Genomic DNA, 17,426 nt, shown 5'->3' on the forward strand with positions numbered 1-17,426 from the left:
CCCAAAAGAAAACCGGGCCTTTCGGCCCGGTTTCCTTAACGTTCAAACCGTCTTTAGCTGAATTTTACTTCAGGCCGCTGAACTGGTTCGTCGTCAGGTCAGAAACATCAACAAAGGTGATCTTGCTGTTGTCAGACAGCGTGATCGTCGTGTTGCTGCCATTATGCGCTGCCTTGTCCAGCACATCCTGCTGGAACTGAGACGCCGTATAATCGTAGTCAACCAGCAGCACAGAGTTGCCAGCAGCGCTACCGAAGTCGGTGATGGTGTAGTCAGCGCCAGCAATCCCGTCGCGGAAGCCGAACACGTTGGCCGCACCAGAACCACCCGTCAGCGTTGCATTGCCAACACCAGCAACCAGCGTATCGGAAGCGGAACCACCGATAAACGTCTGTGAGCCTGTCGTGCCGACAACGTTACCGAAGGCGTGGATACCAAATGCGGAAGACGCACCGTCCAGCGTTTCGTTACCGTCGTTCGCTACGAACAGAGAGTCGGCAGACGTACCGTCAAAGTGAGCATTCAGGTTGTTGGAACCGAAGATGGTTGCCTGACCCGCCGTAATGGTCGTGTCACCCGTGCCACCAACGAAGGTCAGCGCGCCGCTGGCGTTGATGAGCGCCGTATCCGTGTGCGTGGTGTAAAGATCACCATGCGCAGCGGAAATGGTGTTCCGCTGACCACCCTCAACCGTGCCGGTTGCACCAGCCATGTTGATGTAGTCGTTAGAGCCACCGGTTACGGTGCTCGCGCCACCAACCGTGATCTGCTCGTTACCGGCAGCGTCAACAACCAGAGAGTTGTCACCAACGTTAACGAAGGAGTTACCACCGTTCAGCGTGATGCTCTGCACACCAGACGTTGCGGTAATCGTATCCTGACCGTCAGAGTGAACATAGTTCACACCAGTGCCCAGAGTGATGGTGTTGTTACCGGCACCAGCATAGATGGTGTCGTTACCATTGCCGCCGTTGATGGTGTCATTGCCATCACCGGTACGGATGTCCCATGCACCAGGATTCTGGTCCAGATAGTCACCCTGGAACAGGTTGTCGCCCGAACCACCGACGAACAGGCCGCCGCTGGAACCTGCACGGAAAGACACGCCCTGCGTAGTACCTGCAACAACGCTCAGATAATCTGTCGTCACTTTGCTGGCATCAATATTGACCCAGGCATCCAGAGCGGTGCTGGGAGCGGTCGTGGCAGAGTTGGAGCCAACCGTCAGCCAGCGGAAATCGCCGGAGACCTGATAGGAGCCAGCTGCCGTAACCACGCCATAACCGGACTGGTTGCTGGAACCAGTGGCTTTGCTGTTTGAGCCAGTGTTCAAATAACGGGCATCCAGGATACCCTGATTATTCAACTGATCAGAAAGCTGGTCCGCAAGAGCCTGTGTCCGGCCTACGAACGCAGTGTTCATAGCACCATCAACAGTGACCTGTACGGTCCCTCCTGACGCACCGGCAACGGTGATAATCGCCATATTTATCCGTCCTTTTCTAAGCCCGCTTTATTAGGCACGATCGGGTCACACCCATACAGCGGCACAACAACGTCAGGCTTCGTTTTAGGCGAAGCCCATACGAATATGCAAGCATCTTGTGAGTATTCTCAATGTTCAACGCTTTTTTTTGTAAATGCTTCTAAAAAGAGACACTCAAGATCAGTTACCCAATACGTGACAGTTAACTTAATGCTATCCACATTAGTACTAAATTAGAAAAAATGAGCTTTCAGATTGTCAAATAGTCAGTTCCCGGCAAAATAGTCTCTTGCTTTGAAATCAGGACATTTTGCTTTCCCATGCCTGCATCTTTATCAAGATCACCGCTCCGCAAGCCCGTCTCCTCTGTCTTGTCTCTCTGCACAGCGGAGCCTGAACCATTTTTTACACAGATTACCCTGGCGGACGGTGACACTGCAGGCTGCGGCCATCTGCCTTTTATCATATGGCTGCTCTGTGTTCTGTCTCCCGAAACTCTCGTTCTTATCGGAGCGAGTCGTTCAGTCAGAGAGACCCTGAATCAGGCAATTCACAACCAGATTCTGCCGACCCGCCTGGTCGAAACGCGGCTCTTTTCCTTGGAGAAGGACGCCGACTCCGCACTCTATTATTACGCCTCCCCTTCATGGGAAACGCCCGAGCATTTAAAATCTGAACTGGACAAGCTTCCAGCAGGCAGTCTGGTGCTGCTTGGAGGCACAACCTCTCCCGCGGGACGCCCTCTATGGGCAGAATTTGAAAAAACTTTCCTAACATTCAGTTTTTTCCATGCCGGGGGGCTTGGCCTTCTTGCTACAACCCCACCGCACAATACTGATGTGAATTTTATATTAACAAAAAATTCCACCCGTTCAGAAGATGACCTGCTGAAAAAAACGCTTCTTCGCGAACGGTTTAGTCAGGCCGGACAATTTTGGGAAAACAAGGCGTTACTGTCAGCGCAGACTGAAAAAACACAGGATCTTCAAGAAGAACTTCGTCAACAACAGTTGTTGTTTCTCAATACAAAACAAGAAAAAACGTCTCTAAAGGCCAATCTGGACGCGGAAAGAACCCGTCTAGAAACTATAAATAGCACACTACACGCGTACGCCACATCCTGGCGTAACCATGCTCTCGTGCTCAGAGAGGCCAACACAGCACTCTCTGCATCCCTCTCTCAGGCACTTTCACATTTCCATCATAACGCGGAAGTCTGGGCAGCATTCTCTCAGGAAGTCAGGAGCCGTGCAGAAGGGCTGAATGCTCTACGTGATTTCCTTTCCACACCAGCAGGCTTCCTCCGCTCTCTGGCCCGTACGATGGTCCGTGGCTCCATGGCCCCTTTTGTGCCGGACCTGCCGACCCCGCCAGCCGTCACGGAACCCGACGTTACCATCTCACCGCCGGTAGTGTCAGAGCAGCCAGAACCACTTGCTCTGACCGACGCCATGATAACGGACTCGAGCATCCCTCTTCTCTCTGCGCAAGCTGACCACACATCTGCGCTTCAGCCTGTCACACTGCGCAGCCCGCGTCGCAAGGTGCTGTTTGTTGCTGGTGAGCCGGAGTCCCCCGGCGTGCAGTATCGCTGCATTCGGAATGCTGCTGCCTGTCTGCGGGCAGGACATGAGGCACGCTGGAAACCGTGCGCAGACGTTAACCCGGATGATCTGAGCTGGGCGGATATCGTCATTCTATGGCGCGTAGAATTCAGTGGGCATGTCGATATTCTGCTGCAACTGGCGCGGAAAAATGGGGCAGACATCATTTTCGATACCGATGACATCACGTTCCTGCCGCATCTGGCACGGTTTGATATTATTGATGGTATCCGCAGTATTGGCGCAACAGAACAGCGTATTGAGACTGTTTTCACAGAAATGCGCCGTACCTTGATGCGTTCTGATCTGTGCATAGCCCCCACCGATACCCTTGCAGGCCTGATGCGCATCAATAAACCGCTGACCTATACTGTTCCTAATACCTTTGATGCGGATTCTCTGCGACGCAGCCGGATGGCCATGCGTAAAAAACAGTGGATTGAGTCAGATGGTCTTGTGCGCATTGGCTATGCCACGGGCTCCCGCACGCATCAGCGCGATTTTGCCCGCGTTGCCGGGATTCTGGTAAAACTGATGCTGAAGCGGGCAGACCTACGCCTCGTTCTGTTTCGGGAGCCGGGCAATCACCGCCCGGTCCTGCTCATGAACGAGTTTCCGGAACTGGCCCCCGTGTCGGACCAGATTGAATGGCGGGATATGGTTCCCCTCCCCGACCTGCCGGAAGAGACGGCCCGGTTTGATATTTCCATCGCACCGCTGGAAACCGGGTCGCTCTTCTGTAACGCCAAAAGTGAACTGAAATTTTTTGAGGCGGCTCTGGCAGGCGTTCCGTCCATTGTCTCCCCCACAGCACCATTCCGTCAGTGCATTGTGGATGGTATCAGTGGCTTTCTGGCGGATACGCCGGAAGAATGGGAAACCGCCCTGCGCACGCTTCTGGAAAATCCGGACTTACGTCGCCGTATGGCAGACGCAGCCTATCATGGATCTCTCTGGTATTTCGGGCCGCAACGCCAGGCGCTGGTATTTGACAGCATTCTTGAGGGACTCGGCGGAGAACAGGCCGCCGCCCGTGCCTCCGAACTTCAGATTGCCCGTGGCGCTTATCGCGGTAAAGGTCTGCCGGATGTCCCTCCGCATGAGATCCTGTTCCATCAGGATAGAATGGACGAAGCTGCTGTTACCGTAATCATCACGTCCTATAATTATGAAGCTTTCATTCTGGAGGCACTAGAGTCCGTTCGGGCACAGACCATGGAGATGCTGGATCTGGTCGTGGTGGATGATGGCTCATCAGACGACTCGATTGCTCTGATTGCGGCCTGGATGACACAGCATAGCGCCCGCTTTAACAGGCTCATTCTACTGAAAACAACAGTGAATGCGGGGCTCGGTGGGGCACGCAACTGTGGCGTGACACATGCGGAAACGCCCTTCTTCCTGCCTCTGGATGCCGATAACCGCCTGTTGCCGGACGCCTGTGCGTCTCTGCTGGCAGCGACGAGCGAGATGACAGCCTACGCCTACCCCATTCTGGAACAGTTTGGAGAGCCAACACGCCATAAGGTGTTGGGCGACAAACCCTACCACCCCATGCAGTTGGTTGCCGGCAACTATATTGATGCCATGGCGCTTGTTGCAAAATGGGCCTGGGCGGCTGCGGGTGGCTATTATGTCAGCCGCTCCGCGATGGGCTGGGAAGATTACGATCTGTGGTGTTCTTTTGCGGAACTTGGCTTACAGGGCACGCATGTTCCGGAAATTCTTGCAGAATACCGGGTGCATCGCACCTCCATGACCAGCAGCGTAACCGAGCAGGACGCCCATAAGCAGCGCGTGGTGGAGCTTGTTGAAAGTCGTCATGGCTGGATCAAACTGGTGCAGAAAGCCGCCAAAGACCGCGAAAAGGTTTCATAAACCCCTAGCTGAAAGCATCGTTTTCCTGTGGCACCCCTTGTGGTGCCACAGCTTTTTTCCGCCCAGTCGTGTGTGTGGGAAACAAAGCTTCAGGCTTCTTACATTTCAGAACCGCCGAGGCCAAAAACGCAAAAAAGGCCGCTTGCGCGACCTTGATGCATACCACTCAAATTTCCTTGAAAATTTGGAGCGGGCGATGGGATTCGAACCCACGACCCCAACCTTGGCAAGGTTGTGCTCTACCCCTGAGCTACGCCCGCATCGGATGGCCTCCTTCTAAGGGGGTTCGACAAAACGCGCAAGAGGGTTTTTTATATTTTTTTCGTTTATTTTGAATGACCTCTCCGCCCCTCAACGCAAAGCACGCCGGAAGCCCGGAAAGTCCTTGTGTTGGCGCGGGTCCACTTCTCTGCAATCATGGTCTGAGCTCTCTTTCCCATCAGCATAAAGGATGGAACGCGTTGTCGGCTTCCGCATTTCACGCGCTGTATCATCAGGGCTTTGCCCGTGTTGCGGCCTGCACAGTCCCCGTTGCGCTGGCGGACCCGGCCACAAACGCGCAGCGCACGCTGGAAGCCGCCCAGACCTGCGGGGTGGATGGCGCTGTGCTGTGCGTATTCCCGGAACTGGGGTTGTCTGGCTACGCCATTGATGACCTCCGCCAGCAGGAAGCCCTGCTCAACGGTGTCGAGCAGGCGATTGCTGATCTGGCCGCAGCGTCTGCTGACCTGCTGCCCATTCTGGTCGTGGGTGCGCCCCTACGGCATGACAATGCTCTTTATAACTGCGCCGTTGTCATTCACCGGGCTAAGGTTCTGGGCATAGTCCCCAAAAGCTACCTGCCCAACTATCGCGAGTTTTATGAAGCCCGGCATTTCACTCCCGGCATGGCCATACAGGGCCAGACGCTGCGGCTGAACGGTGCCGATATCCCCTTCGGGACCGATCTGCTGTTTGAAGCGGAAGACGTGCCCGGCTTCTGCCTTGCGCTTGAACTCTGTGAAGATCTCTGGGTGCCTGCATCTCCCGGCACACTGGCCGCCCTCGCTGGTGCCACCATTCTGGCCAACCCCTCTGCAAGTGACATAACGGTGGGCAAAGCCGAAACCCGCACCCTGCTCTGCCGTGCGCAGTCCGCCCGCTGTGTCGCCGCGTATCTTTATGCCGCTGCCGGAGAAGGCGAATCTACCAACGACGTCGCATGGGACGGACAGATCGCCATTTTTGAAAATGGCGAGGTGCTGGCCCAGAGCGAACGTTTCCCCTCCGGCTCTCAGCATGTGATCGCGGATATTGACCTCACCCTGCTCCGGCAGGAACGCCTGCGGATGGGCACATTTGCCGCCAACGCCCGTGCCATGCAGGCCCATGCTCCTGCGTGGCGGCGCGTCCGCTGCACGCTTACGCCCCCTATGGCAGACATAGGCCTGCGCCGCCCGCTTTCCCGCTTCCCCTTTGTGCCCAATGATGCAGACCGACTGACGCAGGATTGCTTTGAGGCCTTTACCATTCAGGTCTCCGCCCTCAAGCAACGGCTGCGCACCAGTGGCGTCAAACGGATGGTCATTGGTATTTCCGGCGGTCTGGACTCCACACAGGCCCTCCTGGTGGCCGTGCGGGCTGCGGATGAGTTAGGCTGGCCCCGCAGCGCTGTGCTGGGCTACACCATGCCCGGCTTTGGCACGACGGAGAAAACACTGGCCAGCGCACAGGCCCTGATGGCCGCCCTCGGCACCGGGAATGAGGTGCTGGATATCCGCCCCGCCGCCTCCCTCATGCTGCGCGAAATCAAACACCCGTTTGCGCAGGGCGAACCTGTGCATGACATCACGTTTGAGAACGTGCAGGCAGGCCTGCGCACAGACTTCCTGTTCCGTCTGGCCAACCAGCATCAAGGCATGGTGATAGGTACCGGCGATCTCTCCGAGCTGGCTCTGGGCTGGTGCACCTACGGCGTGGGGGACCAGATGGCGCATTACAATGTGAATGCCGGTCTGCCCAAAACACTCATCCAGCACATTATCCGCTGGGCTATTGCCTCCGGCCACTTCTCGCCAGACGTCACGCCTCTGCTTTCCACCATTCTGGCGACAGAAATCTCGCCGGAACTGGTGCCTGTGGGAGAAAACGGACCGCAAAGCACAGAAGACATTATCGGCCCCTATGCGCTGCATGATTTCACCTTGTTTTACGTCCTGCGCTACGGCTTTACGCCCTCCCGCATTGCCTTCATGGCCGAACAGGTCTGGCGCGATGCGTCCATTGGCAACTGGCCTCCCGGCTTTTTAGAGCAGGACCGTAAGGCGTATGATCTGCCAACCATCCGCCACTGGCTGCATATCTTCCTGCGTCGCTTTTTTGGCACCAGCCAGTTCAAACGCTCCGCCATGCCCAACGGCCCAAAGGTGATGGCCGGCGGTAGCCTCTCCCCACGCGGGGACTGGCGTGCACCCTCCGATGGCAATGCCACCCTGTGGCTTGCGGAACTGGACCGGAATGTTCCGAAAAGCTGACGATCTTTCCCACTTCCCGCCCCGTGCCTGATGGTATCGGGGCGCGTCTTCCGTTATAAAGCACCCCACCATGAGCACAGCACGCCAAGCCACCCTTCATCGCGTTACCAGCGAAACCGATATTGCCGTCACTCTTGATCTGGATGGATCAGGACAGGCCAACATTGATACGGGCATTGGTTTTTTTGACCATATGCTGACAGCACTGGCCAAGCATGGCCTGCTGGATCTGACCGTTATCGTGAAGGGCGACCTGCATATTGATGGCCACCATACGGTGGAAGATACCGGTATTGCGATCGGCCAGGCCCTGCGGCAGGCGCTGGGTGACAAGCGCGGCGTGCGCCGGTTTGGCCATGCGCTGGTCCCGCTGGATGAAGCCCTGTGTGAAGCCGTTGTGGACCTTTCCGGCCGCCCGTTTCTGGCATGGGACGCCACGTTTGACCGTGACCGTATTGGTGAACTGGATACGGAACTGGTGGAAGAATTCTTCCGCGCCTTTGCCATGTCCGGCATGCTGACCCTGCATCTGACACAAAAAGCCGGCAAGAACTGCCACCATATTGCCGAAGCCGCGTTCAAGGCGTTAGCACGCGCCCTCCGTATGGCCGTGGAACCAGACCCACGGGCGCAGGGCAGCATTCCCTCCACCAAGGGTGTGCTATAAGTCTCGTCGACAGTTTTCTTCCCCGAACCTCATTCTGCTCAGGCATCGGGGGAAACCGGTTCCTGATACGAACCAGAAGTGCGAGGTCCCATGACCCAGTCTCTCTCCATCGCCGTTGTTGATTATGAAGGCGGCAATCTGGCCTCTGCAGCCCGCGCGGCAGCCCGCGCGGCAGAGCTTTCGGGCATTGCGGCCACTGTCAGCATCACCAATTCCCCTGCTGATGTCCGCGCTGCGGACCGTATCATTCTGCCGGGTCAGGGAGCCTTTGCAGACTGCGCCCGCGGGCTCGAGTCCATCACCGGTCTGAAAGACGCCATTCTCACCGCAACCCGATCCGGCACGCCTTTTCTGGGAATATGCGTCGGCATGCAGCTCATGGCCGAACGCGGGCTGGAACACGGCACCACAGAAGGCTTTGGCTGGATTGCGGGCGAGATTGCTCCCATGGATGCCCCCGGCCTGCGTATGCCGCAAATGGGCTGGAATGAGCTGAACTTCAGTCACCCTCACCCGCTTACAGAGGGGCTCGGTGCCGCGCCGCATGGCTATTTTGTGCATTCCTACGCGCTGAGAAACACAAAGCCGGAAACCCTGATTGCCACCACAGACTATGGCGGCCCCGTTCCAGCCATTGTGTGCAATGGGAATGTGGCAGGCACGCAGTTCCACGTTGAGAAAAGCCAGACTGTCGGCTTGCAGATTCTGGCTAATTTCCTGGCCTGGACCCCGGAAACCCTTTGCGATGTCTAAGAGTAAACTCGTCCAGCGCGTTTTGTCCCTGACGGAAGACGACCTTCAGGCCCTGTGTGAAGCCGCCGACGCCGCCATTCTGGATGGCGGTGGCTTTGGCTGGGTGCAGCCTCAGGGCCGGCAGGTTCTGGAGCGCTACTTCAAAGGGTTGCTTCTGGTACCCGAGCGCATGCTGTTTGTGGTGCGTCTGAAGGGGGAGATTGTCGGCTGTGCCCAGCTTGTCCGGGCCCCGCGCAATAATGAATGTCAGGCCATGTGCATCACCCTGATGCACCTGTTTGTCGCACCCTACGCCCGTAATCGCGGCCTTGGCTCTGCCCTGCTGCATGAGGTGGAAAATGCCGCCCGCAGCATGGGCTTCCGCGTGATGAACATGGATGTGCCGGACACACAGACAGCGGCCATCAATCTGTTCCAGAAAGCGGGCTTCCAGCACTGGGGCACGCACCCGCACTTTGCGCGAATGGGAGACCAGACCGTGAGTGGGCTGTTCTTCACCAAACTTCTTGATACCGTGCGCTCTGCCCCCGTGGAGCCTTCCTTCTCCCCTCAGGTTGAAACACCGGACATGATTGCATCTTCTCCTGCCTCCTCCCGCCCGCTCACTCTCTACCCGGCCATTGATCTGAAGGACGGAGCCTGTGTGCGCCTGCGCCGTGGGGAAATGGATGATGCTACCGTCTATTCGGATGACCCGGCAGCACAGGCCCGGGCATGGTGTGATGCCGGGTTCAAATGGCTGCACGCGGTTGACCTGAACGGTGCCTTTGCAGGCCAGTCCGCCAACGCTCCGGCGGTGCAGGCCATTCTGAACGCCGCCACGGTGCCCATGCAGCTGGGCGGCGGCCTGCGGGATATGAAGGCCATTTCCTCCTGGCTGGAAGCTGGCGTGACCCGCGTTATTCTTGGCTCCGTGGCCGTAAAAAACCCGGCGCTGGTCAAGGAAGCCTGCCATGCCTTCCCCGGCCGGATTGTGGCGGGGATTGATGCCCGCTCCGGCCATGTCGCCACCGAAGGCTGGGCCGAAGTGTCTGACATGCAGGCAACTGAACTCGCTCTGCGGATGCAGGAAGCGGGTGTGGCTTCTATCATTTTCACGGAAATCAGCCGTGATGGCATGCTGGACGGCCTCGACATTGAGCAAACCGTAACACTTGCCAACACGGTTTCCGTGCCGGTTATCGCCAGTGGCGGTGTAGGCAATCTGGAGCATCTGGCTGCTCTGCGGAAAGCGGCGGATGATGCCCCGGGCATTGAAGGCGTTATTGTAGGCCGGGCGTTGTATGATGGCCGGGTCTCTCCCGCTGAGGCGCTGAAGGTTCTCGCCTGATGCTGAAACTCCGCGTTATCCCCTGTCTGGACGTCAAGAATGGTCGCGTTGTGAAAGGCGTGAACTTTGTTGAACTGCGCGATGCCGGAGATCCTGTCGAGCAGGCTGCTCTATATGACGCCGCAGGTGCTGACGAACTGACCTTTCTGGATATTACTGCCAGCCATGAAAACCGTGACACCATTCTGGATGTTGTCAGCCGCACGGCAGAACGGATTTTCCTGCCGCTGACAGTCGGTGGCGGTGTGCGCACCACGGATGACATGCGCCGCCTGCTGTTGGCCGGGGCCGATAAATGCGCCATGAATTCGGCAGCCGTTTCCCGCCCGGACCTGATTAATGAAGCAGCGCAGAAATTTGGCAGTCAATGTGTGGTTGTTGGCGTAGACGCGCGGCAAACCACGGCTGGTAAGTGGGAAGTCTATACCCACGGCGGCCGCACCCCCACGGGGCGGGACGTCATTGACTGGTGCCGGGAAGTGGCGGAACGTGGAGCAGGCGAAATTCTGCTGACCTCCATGGACCGGGACGGCACACGCTCAGGTTTTGATCTGTCCTTGCTGAAAGCCGCAACACAGGCCGTCAGGCTCCCGATTGTCGCCTCTGGCGGCGTGGGCGAACTGAAGCATTTTGTGGAAGGTGCCGAGGCCGGGGCGACCGGGCTTCTGGCTGCCAGTGTCTTCCACTTTGGCCAGTTTACTGTGTCTCAGGTTAAAACCGCGCTGGCCGAAGCCGGTCTGCCCGTACGCCCCAATCCCTCACCTTTTCAGGCAAAGTCACGCACATGACCAAAAAAGCCAGCACGAAGGCTACAGCCAAAGCAACTCCGAAAACTCCGTCAAAAGCCACGCCCAAAAGCAGTGTGAAAAAAGAGGCTGTGGCCAAAAAGACCGAAAAAGCCAAAGAGGTTCTGGAAGATAAACTCTCCCAGTCCGCTGATGAGACCGTGCTGGACCGGCTTTACACGGTTGTGCAGAGCCGCAAGGGCACAGACCCCAGCCTGAGCCACTCTGCCCGCCTGCTCTCCCGTGGCACCTACAAGATTGCCCAGAAATTTGGTGAAGAAGCTGTTGAATGCCTGATTGAAGCCGTTGCTGGCCGCAAGGATCTTCTGGTTGGGGAAAGTGCCGATGTGCTTTACCACCTTATTGTTTTGTGGGTTGATGCCGGTGTGACACCAGAAGAAGTCTGGGCAGAACTACGCCGCCGGGAAGGCACAAGCGGCATTACGGAAAAAGCCTCTCGTCCTAAAGAAATTTTGTCGAAAAAGGGATAAGCTATGGCTGTTAAAGGAACAGGGCCTTACAACCCGGAGAACATTTTTGCCAAAATCCTGCGCGGAGATATTCCGTGCAAAAAGGTTTTTGAAAATGAATGGGTTCTGGCCTTTCAGGACATTGCGCCCAAAGCCGCTGTACATATTCTGATCATTCCAAAAAAACCTTATGTCTCTTTTATAGATTTCACGAAAACAGCTTCCGAGGATGAGATTGCCGGCGTCATGAAAGCCGCTGGACAAATTGCCTCCGAACTTGGGCTGGATGAAAGCGGCTACCGGGTGATTACCAACGCCGGTGAAAATAGCGGGCAGGAAGTGCCGCATTTCCATCTGCATCTTCTTGGTGGCCAGCCCCTTCCGCCCTTCCCTGTCTGAGCAGGCTTCTCTCTTCAGTTTTTTGAAACAGGACCTTCGATCATGACACCCATGGACATGCTTCTGACCCGCGCTTCCACAGACCATCTGGCAGAACCCGCGCCGTCAGACGCTCAGCTTTCCGAAATTCTGGCCGCTGCCATGCGGGCACCAGACCATGGTAAACTGCGTCCGTGGCGGTATGTGGTGATCCGGGATGAAGCGCGGCCTGTTCTGGCTGAACGCATTGTCGCCAGCATGAAGCGGATGGATGCCGAAGCTCCTGAGTTTAAAATTGAAAAGCGTCGCAAACGTTTTTCCACCATGCCGCTTATTCTCGCACTCGGCATGCATCTGCGCCCGGATCATAAAATTCCGTTGTGGGAGCAGGAGATGGCTGTTGCCGCTGCCGCCATGAACGTGCTGAACGCCCTGCACGCCACCGGCTTTGGCGGTGTGTGGGTATCTGGCGATGTGGTGGACGATCCCGTTCTGGCAGCAGAACTGGGCCTGCCTGCTCCGCACCGGCTGGCCGGCTTCCTGTTTATCGGCACGCCGGAAGGCGAACAGCATGCTCCCAAACGGCCTGACCCGGCTGAGTTTACTGCATCATGGACCGGCAAGCCCGTTCAGTTTGCCGCAGACAGGACCTAAAGCCATGACCACACCGACACAGACAGATGTTGCCATTATCGGAGGCGGGCCTGTCGGGTTGGCCACAGCGCTTTCTCTGGAGAGCGCTGGTCTGTCTGTCACGGTGCTGGAACGCGCACCGCGCACAGTCTGGGCTGAACCCTCCTTTGACGGGCGGGAAATAGCCCTGACCCACCATGCCGTGCATACTCTCCAAAGTAATGGGGCATGGGACTACATTCCCGAAACGGCTATCTGCCCGCTTCGGGAAGCTCGTGTAGAAACCGGCAAGTTTCCGCATCCGCTTCGCTTTGACACCAACGGTCGCGGTGTCGATGCGCTCGGCTGGCTGGTATCCAACAACCATATCCGACGTGCGCTGTTTGCGGCGGCCTCGGAACGTCCGCGTATTACGCTGCTCGGCTCCACATCCGTCGAAACCGTGCGGCAGAACCCGACGCAGGCTGTTGTCCACCACTCACATGGCCAGACGGCGGCTCAACTTGTGGTCGGCGCCGATGGCCGCTTCTCTCCCACGCGTCGTCGGGCGGGGATTGGTGCGATTATCCATGACTTCAAACGCAGTATGCTGGTGTGCCGGATGGCACATGAGTCTCCGCACCACAACATCGCAACGCAATGGTTTGATGAAGGCCAGACTGTCGCCCTGCTGCCGGTGAATGGGATGGCATCCTCGCTGGTGCTGACCCTGCCGCCTGAAGACATTCAGCGCCTGCTGGATATGCCGCGCGATGCCTTTAATCAGGAAATCATGCAGCGTATTGGCAATCGTCTGGGCCAGATGCGCCTCGTGAGCACCCGCCACGCCTATCCGCTGAAGGGTGTATATGCGCACCGCTTTACGGCACGCCGTCTGGCGCTGGTGGGTGATGCTGCTGTAGGTATGCACCCGATTACCGCGCATGGCTTCAACCTCGGCCTGCGCGGGCAGGAAACACTAGCAACAGAAGTGGGCAAGGCTTTTGCAGAAACAGGGGATGCCGGAAACGCACACGCTCTGCGCCGTTTTGAACGCCAGCACCGCATGATCACGGCGCCGCTCTTTGCAGGCACTAATAGCATCGCCACGCTTTATACGCATGATGGCGCGCCGTTCCGGCAACTTCGCCAGGCCGGTCTCCGCCTTGCAGACACGTTTACGCCGTTTAAAAACGCCGTGACAGCCTTGCTGATGGACAGGGAAGTTCAGCCGCCCAAAGCCTCCTGAGGATTTTGAAGGACTTTCTCTTTATAAAAATTATTGAGCAGGATGCAGATGATCAGACTTATGATCCTGCATCCTTCTTTGTCTGTTCAGGACAACAGTTTTGCTCAGCGGCCTGCTTCTGCGCTGTATCCAGTTCGTGCTCAAGCCATCCTGCAATAACCGCCAGAACATAACGCTTCTGAAGATCTGTTAATTGTAAACCTTTTGAAAAATGATGCCATTTTTCAAGGCATGAACGGCAGCATGTGCCCGTGGCATGCTGTGCAACAAAAACAGGATGTCCCTTCCAAGGCGTTTGTTTGCCATCCCGAGCCGGGTGCGCCGGAGCCAGTCGCTTTGTAATAAAATCGGCGCCATGCTCCAGCACAACCGGCAGAGTTTTTTCCTGAAGATACGATAAATCCTCTGCATTAAGATGGAATTTTCTGCGAAATGCTGATCGTGCAAGTTTCCCCCAAAGCTCAGGCGCAACGGGAGGCAATGGCTTGTCTTCACGCGTATTGAAGAGATCACCTTGAGAAGACATCGCTTGTCATAACCCCACCACGATATTGAAGTCACAGAATGCGCCTTTTTTTCCTGAATCGGGAGCAGGACGCAGCCGCCATCCGGTATCAAAAACAATATTAACCAGCCTGTTGATTTTCGTATTCAGATCAATCCCAAGACTTGCCAGGCCGGTTTTATTGCTGCTGGTTTGCGAGAGCTTCTTGTTCCAGGTTTGTCCCCAGTCATAAAACCCACCAAGCGTTTCTGTATCCGCGAAATTTTTCCCAATCCCCAGCTGCTTACTAAGAGAAAATGAAGGAATCTTGATTTCCTCGCTCAGCTGCTCGCCCCGGCTGCCCAGAGCGGTATTCACATAGTATCCCCGCACGGTGCCAATACCGCCAGATTCAAGCTGTTCACTATAAAGCAGATTATGGGTTGTGGCCTGCGCAGACGCAATTGTTACAGAGGAAAACCCATAGGGCAGGTTTGTTGTCCGGGTAATCTGCACGCGATCATAAACATAATCAGGTTTGGCAGACTGGAAAATTGTCTGATAACTCCTGCGCGTATCATAATGCGTTAGTCCACCCGGGCCGTAATAGGCTTCGTTCAGCAGGTGCGTCTGACCATAATGGTCATTCTCCGTTATATCCGCACCCAGGGCAAACTGGTCTGTATCCGCATTCCCCAGCATGATGGGCGATGCGACGTAAAACTGGTCACTATTAGTTGTTTTCCAGTCAAACCCGGCCTGTAGCATCGTATCCAGCCCGACATCGGACGAAACAGCCAAGTGGGGGAGCTGATGAATATACCGCACTGAGGCCTGCCCGGAGATACCGGAGTTTCGGATGGGCCAGTCCGCCGCCGGGGCAGACGTGCTATAGGTGCCATAGACCAGCAATTTATCGCGCCATGGCAAAGGAATTTCCCAACTCCCAAGGTGCATGTTGTAGCGGCCAGTCAGACTGCGGGTAAACTGATAGGACAGCGTATGGTCAATACCAAACGCATTCCCCCAGGTTGCCCCCAAGCTCCAGTTGACGCGCCCCAGTGTGGGGTCCGCCTGATTGTTAAAAGAGCCGAACATGTAAACAGGGAAACGATCGGAGACCTGCAAATCCACGTCCGTCGTACCTGCTTTTTGTCCGGGATGATAAATCATATCAACCGTGCGAAACGGGTTTCCGTTTATCCATGCCAGATCAGCCTGCAGGTTTTGCAGAGCAAGCGTGTCTTTAGGATGCAGGCTACTGGCATTCCGAATAATGCGATCTGAAAACCATCGGTTTCCACTCACCGTAATCTGACCAAGACGATATTCCTCCACGCTAATATGGAGAATACCATCACGCACACGCTGCGGGGGCACAAAGGCTGTGAGAAACGGATGCCCTTTCTCTCTGAACAGCGCAGTCACCTGCTGGGCAATGTCATAAAAGGTGCGGGCGCTGGCAGGCTTATCCAGATACGGCTCAAGCTTTTTCCGAAACTCTTTGGTTTCCAGAATCGACAAGCCATTCACCTGAATGGTCTGCGTCTGCGTCTGCGTCTGCGGTGCATTGCTGCCTGAGGCCTCAAACACAAGCCCGCGCAAAGCTGGAATCAAAGGTTTATCCGAAAGACTGGAAGAAGGGCTTTGCTCCTGATGGGTTGATGCGTCTTCCTGCCCCGTTGGGAGCTTAGGCGTTGCCGCAGAGTCCGGAAGTTTGGAATTCATCCAGATTTGGGGCACAGGCCGCGAGGATGCCGCTGTAGCGCGTGAAGAGGCTGCCTGAACCACATGACCCTGCAGCGCCATAACGCACACAGAGCCCAAACAGAGGCTTTTGTGCAGGCGCTTCATTGTCCAGTCACTCCGGCTTCCAGAATAATATCGGCGCCGTCCGCATGCCCTTGTGTCGCCTGTGCAATGCCCTCACGGTTCCCCGCCAGAGCAAAGAGGTTGCCATCTGCTGTGGCCAGAGAGCCCGCAGCATTGCGGAGCTGTGCGGCGTCTGGTGCTGCGCCCAGCTGGCAGGCTCGTGGCGCGACATAGACACCTGAGGGCGCAAAGGAGGCGTCCATCAGAACCTGCTTCTGCAAAGAGCCTCCTGCATGGGCCTGTACCAGACCAAGACGGACAGACTCAGGTTTCTGCTGTGTCACCTTATTGCCGGATGTATCCTTAAGTTGCGGCTCGGCCGGAACCCCGCCCGGGTTATGCTGCCTCGCCGCCATAATCGGCACAGCCGGGCACCCCGGCGTTATGACCTGTCCCTGCTTATTCAGGACCACGCCATTGGGCTGAATGGTGAGTGTTTCAGAAGCCTGTTCAAATTGCTGAGCAATACGGGAAGGCCGGCTCCCCACAACACTATCCAGAGTGGTTGAAACCGAGGCCATGCTGCGGGCTGAAGCGGCGTAGTTTCCATTCCGCGCGGCGGCTCCCTGCGCAAAGGCATGTGAACCGTGGGAGAAGGACACGATAAAAGCAGCCAGAGAAAAAACAGAGGGTTTAAATTTGAACGAAAAAATCATGACAAAAAATTTATAGCACGTTTTTGTGACTGTCCATGCAACCGGTTCGGTTGGAGGCAAACTCACAGGAAGCTACAGAATCGTCTCTTTTGAATGTGAGTGGATAAATGTGCCTGCCCGGCCCTCCCGAAACTTTTTATCCCTGCTTTCGGAACCAGGCTAAGGAGCCAGCGTTTATTTTTCAGACAAAGGGAGGATATCGAAATGAGCTCCATGAAAGATAAAGTGGCAGGCGTTGCTAATCAGGTTGCCGGCAAGGTTAAAGAAGAAACCGGGAAACTGACGGACAACGAACGCCTTGAAGCCGAAGGCGCAGCACAGAACCTGAAAGGGAAAGTGCAGAAGACCGCTGGCGATGCAAAAGACGCCGTGAAGAGCGGAATTGATAAGCTCTAAGTTTTTTAAACTTTCTGCTTTGATGAAAGCCCAGACGCCTTGGTAGTGTCTGGGCTTTTTCTATGAAGACTTAGTGTCCCGAGTTCTTGATAAGCAGGACGGTCTTAAAAGAGTAGAACTTCCACGCGTATCGCCCTCCCAGAAGCCGGTAGCCGCTGCCGCTATACGACGCTCAGCACTCAAAAAATGGGAAAACGGTAGAAACTTCTTCTGATAAGGGAAGAAAACCGGGGAATGCTTTTCTTACAATGATAAAAAAGCCGTGGCCTACGGACACAGCACTATCATTCGAA

At 56.1% G+C, this 17,426-nt stretch carries 15 protein-coding genes and 1 tRNA gene; 11 read left to right on the plus strand and 5 right to left on the minus strand.

All coding sequences use genetic code 11. The features are described from left to right. Positions 1–64: 64 nt before the first annotated feature. The gene (locus tag KP703_RS03110; RefSeq protein ID WP_215753774.1) at positions 65–1,486 is read right to left on the minus strand and encodes a calcium-binding protein; all 1,422 of its coding nucleotides are present in this window, start codon (positions 1,484–1,486) and stop codon (positions 65–67) included. Between the two features lie 1,139 nt (positions 1,487–2,625). Between KP703_RS03110 and KP703_RS15890 the strand changes: the two genes are divergently transcribed. After that, positions 2,626–4,968 (plus strand): glycosyltransferase, encoded by a 2,343-nt coding sequence (locus tag KP703_RS15890; protein ID WP_373687426.1) that lies wholly within the window; start codon positions 2,626–2,628, stop codon positions 4,966–4,968. Between the two features lie 185 nt (positions 4,969–5,153). Here the strand turns inward: KP703_RS15890 and KP703_RS03120 are convergent. After that, positions 5,154–5,228, minus strand: a tRNA-Gly gene (locus KP703_RS03120). Positions 5,229–5,429: 201 nt separating this feature from the next. Between KP703_RS03120 and KP703_RS03125 the strand changes: the two genes are divergently transcribed. From KP703_RS03125 to ubiM, 9 genes are all read left to right on the plus strand, one after another. Further along, entirely contained in the window at positions 5,430–7,481 is a 2,052-nt protein-coding gene (locus tag KP703_RS03125; protein ID WP_252353799.1) for an NAD(+) synthase, read from the plus strand. A gap of 70 nt (positions 7,482–7,551) precedes the next feature. Then, positions 7,552–8,148 carry an imidazoleglycerol-phosphate dehydratase HisB gene (gene hisB, locus KP703_RS03130; RefSeq protein WP_043550343.1) on the plus strand — a complete coding sequence of 199 codons (597 nt, stop codon included), beginning with the start codon at positions 7,552–7,554 and terminating at the stop codon, positions 8,146–8,148. Between the two features lie 90 nt (positions 8,149–8,238). After that, on the plus strand, positions 8,239–8,901 hold the full coding sequence (hisH, locus tag KP703_RS03135) for an imidazole glycerol phosphate synthase subunit HisH (RefSeq protein WP_215753777.1): 663 nt from the start codon (positions 8,239–8,241) through the stop codon (positions 8,899–8,901). Next, positions 8,894–10,231 (plus strand): 1-(5-phosphoribosyl)-5-[(5-phosphoribosylamino)methylideneamino]imidazole-4-carboxamide isomerase, encoded by a 1,338-nt coding sequence (gene hisA, locus KP703_RS03140; RefSeq protein WP_215753778.1) that lies wholly within the window; start codon positions 8,894–8,896, stop codon positions 10,229–10,231. The genes hisH and hisA overlap by 8 nt, the downstream gene beginning before the upstream one ends. Then, positions 10,231–11,019, plus strand: a complete 789-nt coding sequence (hisF, locus tag KP703_RS03145; protein ID WP_043550347.1) for an imidazole glycerol phosphate synthase subunit HisF — start codon at positions 10,231–10,233, stop codon at positions 11,017–11,019. Before hisA ends, hisF begins: the two co-directional genes overlap by 1 nt. Beyond that, a complete protein-coding gene (locus KP703_RS03150) occupies positions 11,016–11,507 on the plus strand; it encodes a phosphoribosyl-ATP diphosphatase (RefSeq protein ID WP_215753779.1) in 492 nt (163 codons plus the stop codon). Before hisF ends, KP703_RS03150 begins: the two co-directional genes overlap by 4 nt. 3 nt (positions 11,508–11,510) lie before the next feature. Next, entirely contained in the window at positions 11,511–11,885 is a 375-nt protein-coding gene (locus KP703_RS03155) for a histidine triad nucleotide-binding protein (RefSeq protein ID WP_061507653.1), read from the plus strand. 42 nt (positions 11,886–11,927) lie between these two features. Then, positions 11,928–12,518 carry a nitroreductase gene (locus tag KP703_RS03160; protein WP_062141240.1) on the plus strand — a complete coding sequence of 197 codons (591 nt, stop codon included), beginning with the start codon at positions 11,928–11,930 and terminating at the stop codon, positions 12,516–12,518. Between the two features lie 4 nt (positions 12,519–12,522). Continuing rightward, positions 12,523–13,725, plus strand: coding sequence for a 5-demethoxyubiquinol-8 5-hydroxylase UbiM (gene ubiM, locus KP703_RS03165; protein ID WP_062273131.1), 1,203 nt, complete (start codon positions 12,523–12,525; stop codon positions 13,723–13,725). Between the two features lie 58 nt (positions 13,726–13,783). Here the strand turns inward: ubiM and KP703_RS03170 are convergent, their stop codons facing one another. The 3 genes from KP703_RS03170 to KP703_RS03180 form a co-directional block, all read right to left on the minus strand. Beyond that, the gene (locus tag KP703_RS03170; protein ID WP_215753780.1) at positions 13,784–14,251 is read right to left on the minus strand and encodes a DUF4186 domain-containing protein; all 468 of its coding nucleotides are present in this window, start codon (positions 14,249–14,251) and stop codon (positions 13,784–13,786) included. A 6-nt stretch (positions 14,252–14,257) separates the two neighbouring features. Beyond that, positions 14,258–15,937 carry a ShlB/FhaC/HecB family hemolysin secretion/activation protein gene (locus KP703_RS03175; protein ID WP_215753781.1) on the minus strand — a complete coding sequence of 560 codons (1,680 nt, stop codon included), beginning with the start codon at positions 15,935–15,937 and terminating at the stop codon, positions 14,258–14,260. A 122-nt stretch (positions 15,938–16,059) separates the two neighbouring features. Next, a complete protein-coding gene (locus KP703_RS03180; protein WP_215753782.1) occupies positions 16,060–16,683 on the minus strand; it encodes a hypothetical protein in 624 nt (207 codons plus the stop codon). Positions 16,684–16,941: 258 nt separating this feature from the next. Between KP703_RS03180 and KP703_RS03185 the strand changes: the two genes are divergently transcribed. Then, positions 16,942–17,133, plus strand: a complete 192-nt coding sequence (locus tag KP703_RS03185; protein ID WP_062248314.1) for a CsbD family protein — start codon at positions 16,942–16,944, stop codon at positions 17,131–17,133. Positions 17,134–17,426: the final 293 nt, after the last annotated feature.

The organism is Acetobacter sp. P5B1 (assembly GCF_018811985.1).
Classification (GTDB): Bacteria; Pseudomonadota; Alphaproteobacteria; order Acetobacterales; family Acetobacteraceae; genus Acetobacter; species Acetobacter cerevisiae.

Bases quoted from the DNA above. Each gene is read 5' to 3' on its own strand.
- KP703_RS03110 (WP_215753774.1), bottom strand. From the start codon at position 1,486: ATGGCGATTATCACCGTTGCCGGTGCGTCAGGAGGGACCGTACAGGTC.
- hisB (WP_043550343.1), top strand. From the start codon at position 7,552: ATGAGCACAGCACGCCAAGCCACCCTTCATCGCGTTACCAGCGAAACC.
- hisH (WP_215753777.1), top strand. From the start codon at position 8,239: ATGACCCAGTCTCTCTCCATCGCCGTTGTTGATTATGAAGGCGGCAAT.
- hisA (WP_215753778.1), top strand. From the start codon at position 8,894: ATGTCTAAGAGTAAACTCGTCCAGCGCGTTTTGTCCCTGACGGAAGAC.
- hisF (WP_043550347.1), top strand. From the start codon at position 10,231: ATGCTGAAACTCCGCGTTATCCCCTGTCTGGACGTCAAGAATGGTCGC.
- KP703_RS03150 (WP_215753779.1), top strand. From the start codon at position 11,016: ATGACCAAAAAAGCCAGCACGAAGGCTACAGCCAAAGCAACTCCGAAA.
- KP703_RS03155 (WP_061507653.1), top strand. From the start codon at position 11,511: ATGGCTGTTAAAGGAACAGGGCCTTACAACCCGGAGAACATTTTTGCC.
- KP703_RS03160 (WP_062141240.1), top strand. From the start codon at position 11,928: ATGACACCCATGGACATGCTTCTGACCCGCGCTTCCACAGACCATCTG.
- ubiM (WP_062273131.1), top strand. From the start codon at position 12,523: ATGACCACACCGACACAGACAGATGTTGCCATTATCGGAGGCGGGCCT.
- KP703_RS03170 (WP_215753780.1), bottom strand. From the start codon at position 14,251: ATGTCTTCTCAAGGTGATCTCTTCAATACGCGTGAAGACAAGCCATTG.
- KP703_RS03175 (WP_215753781.1), bottom strand. From the start codon at position 15,937: ATGAATTCCAAACTTCCGGACTCTGCGGCAACGCCTAAGCTCCCAACG.
- KP703_RS03185 (WP_062248314.1), top strand. From the start codon at position 16,942: ATGAGCTCCATGAAAGATAAAGTGGCAGGCGTTGCTAATCAGGTTGCC.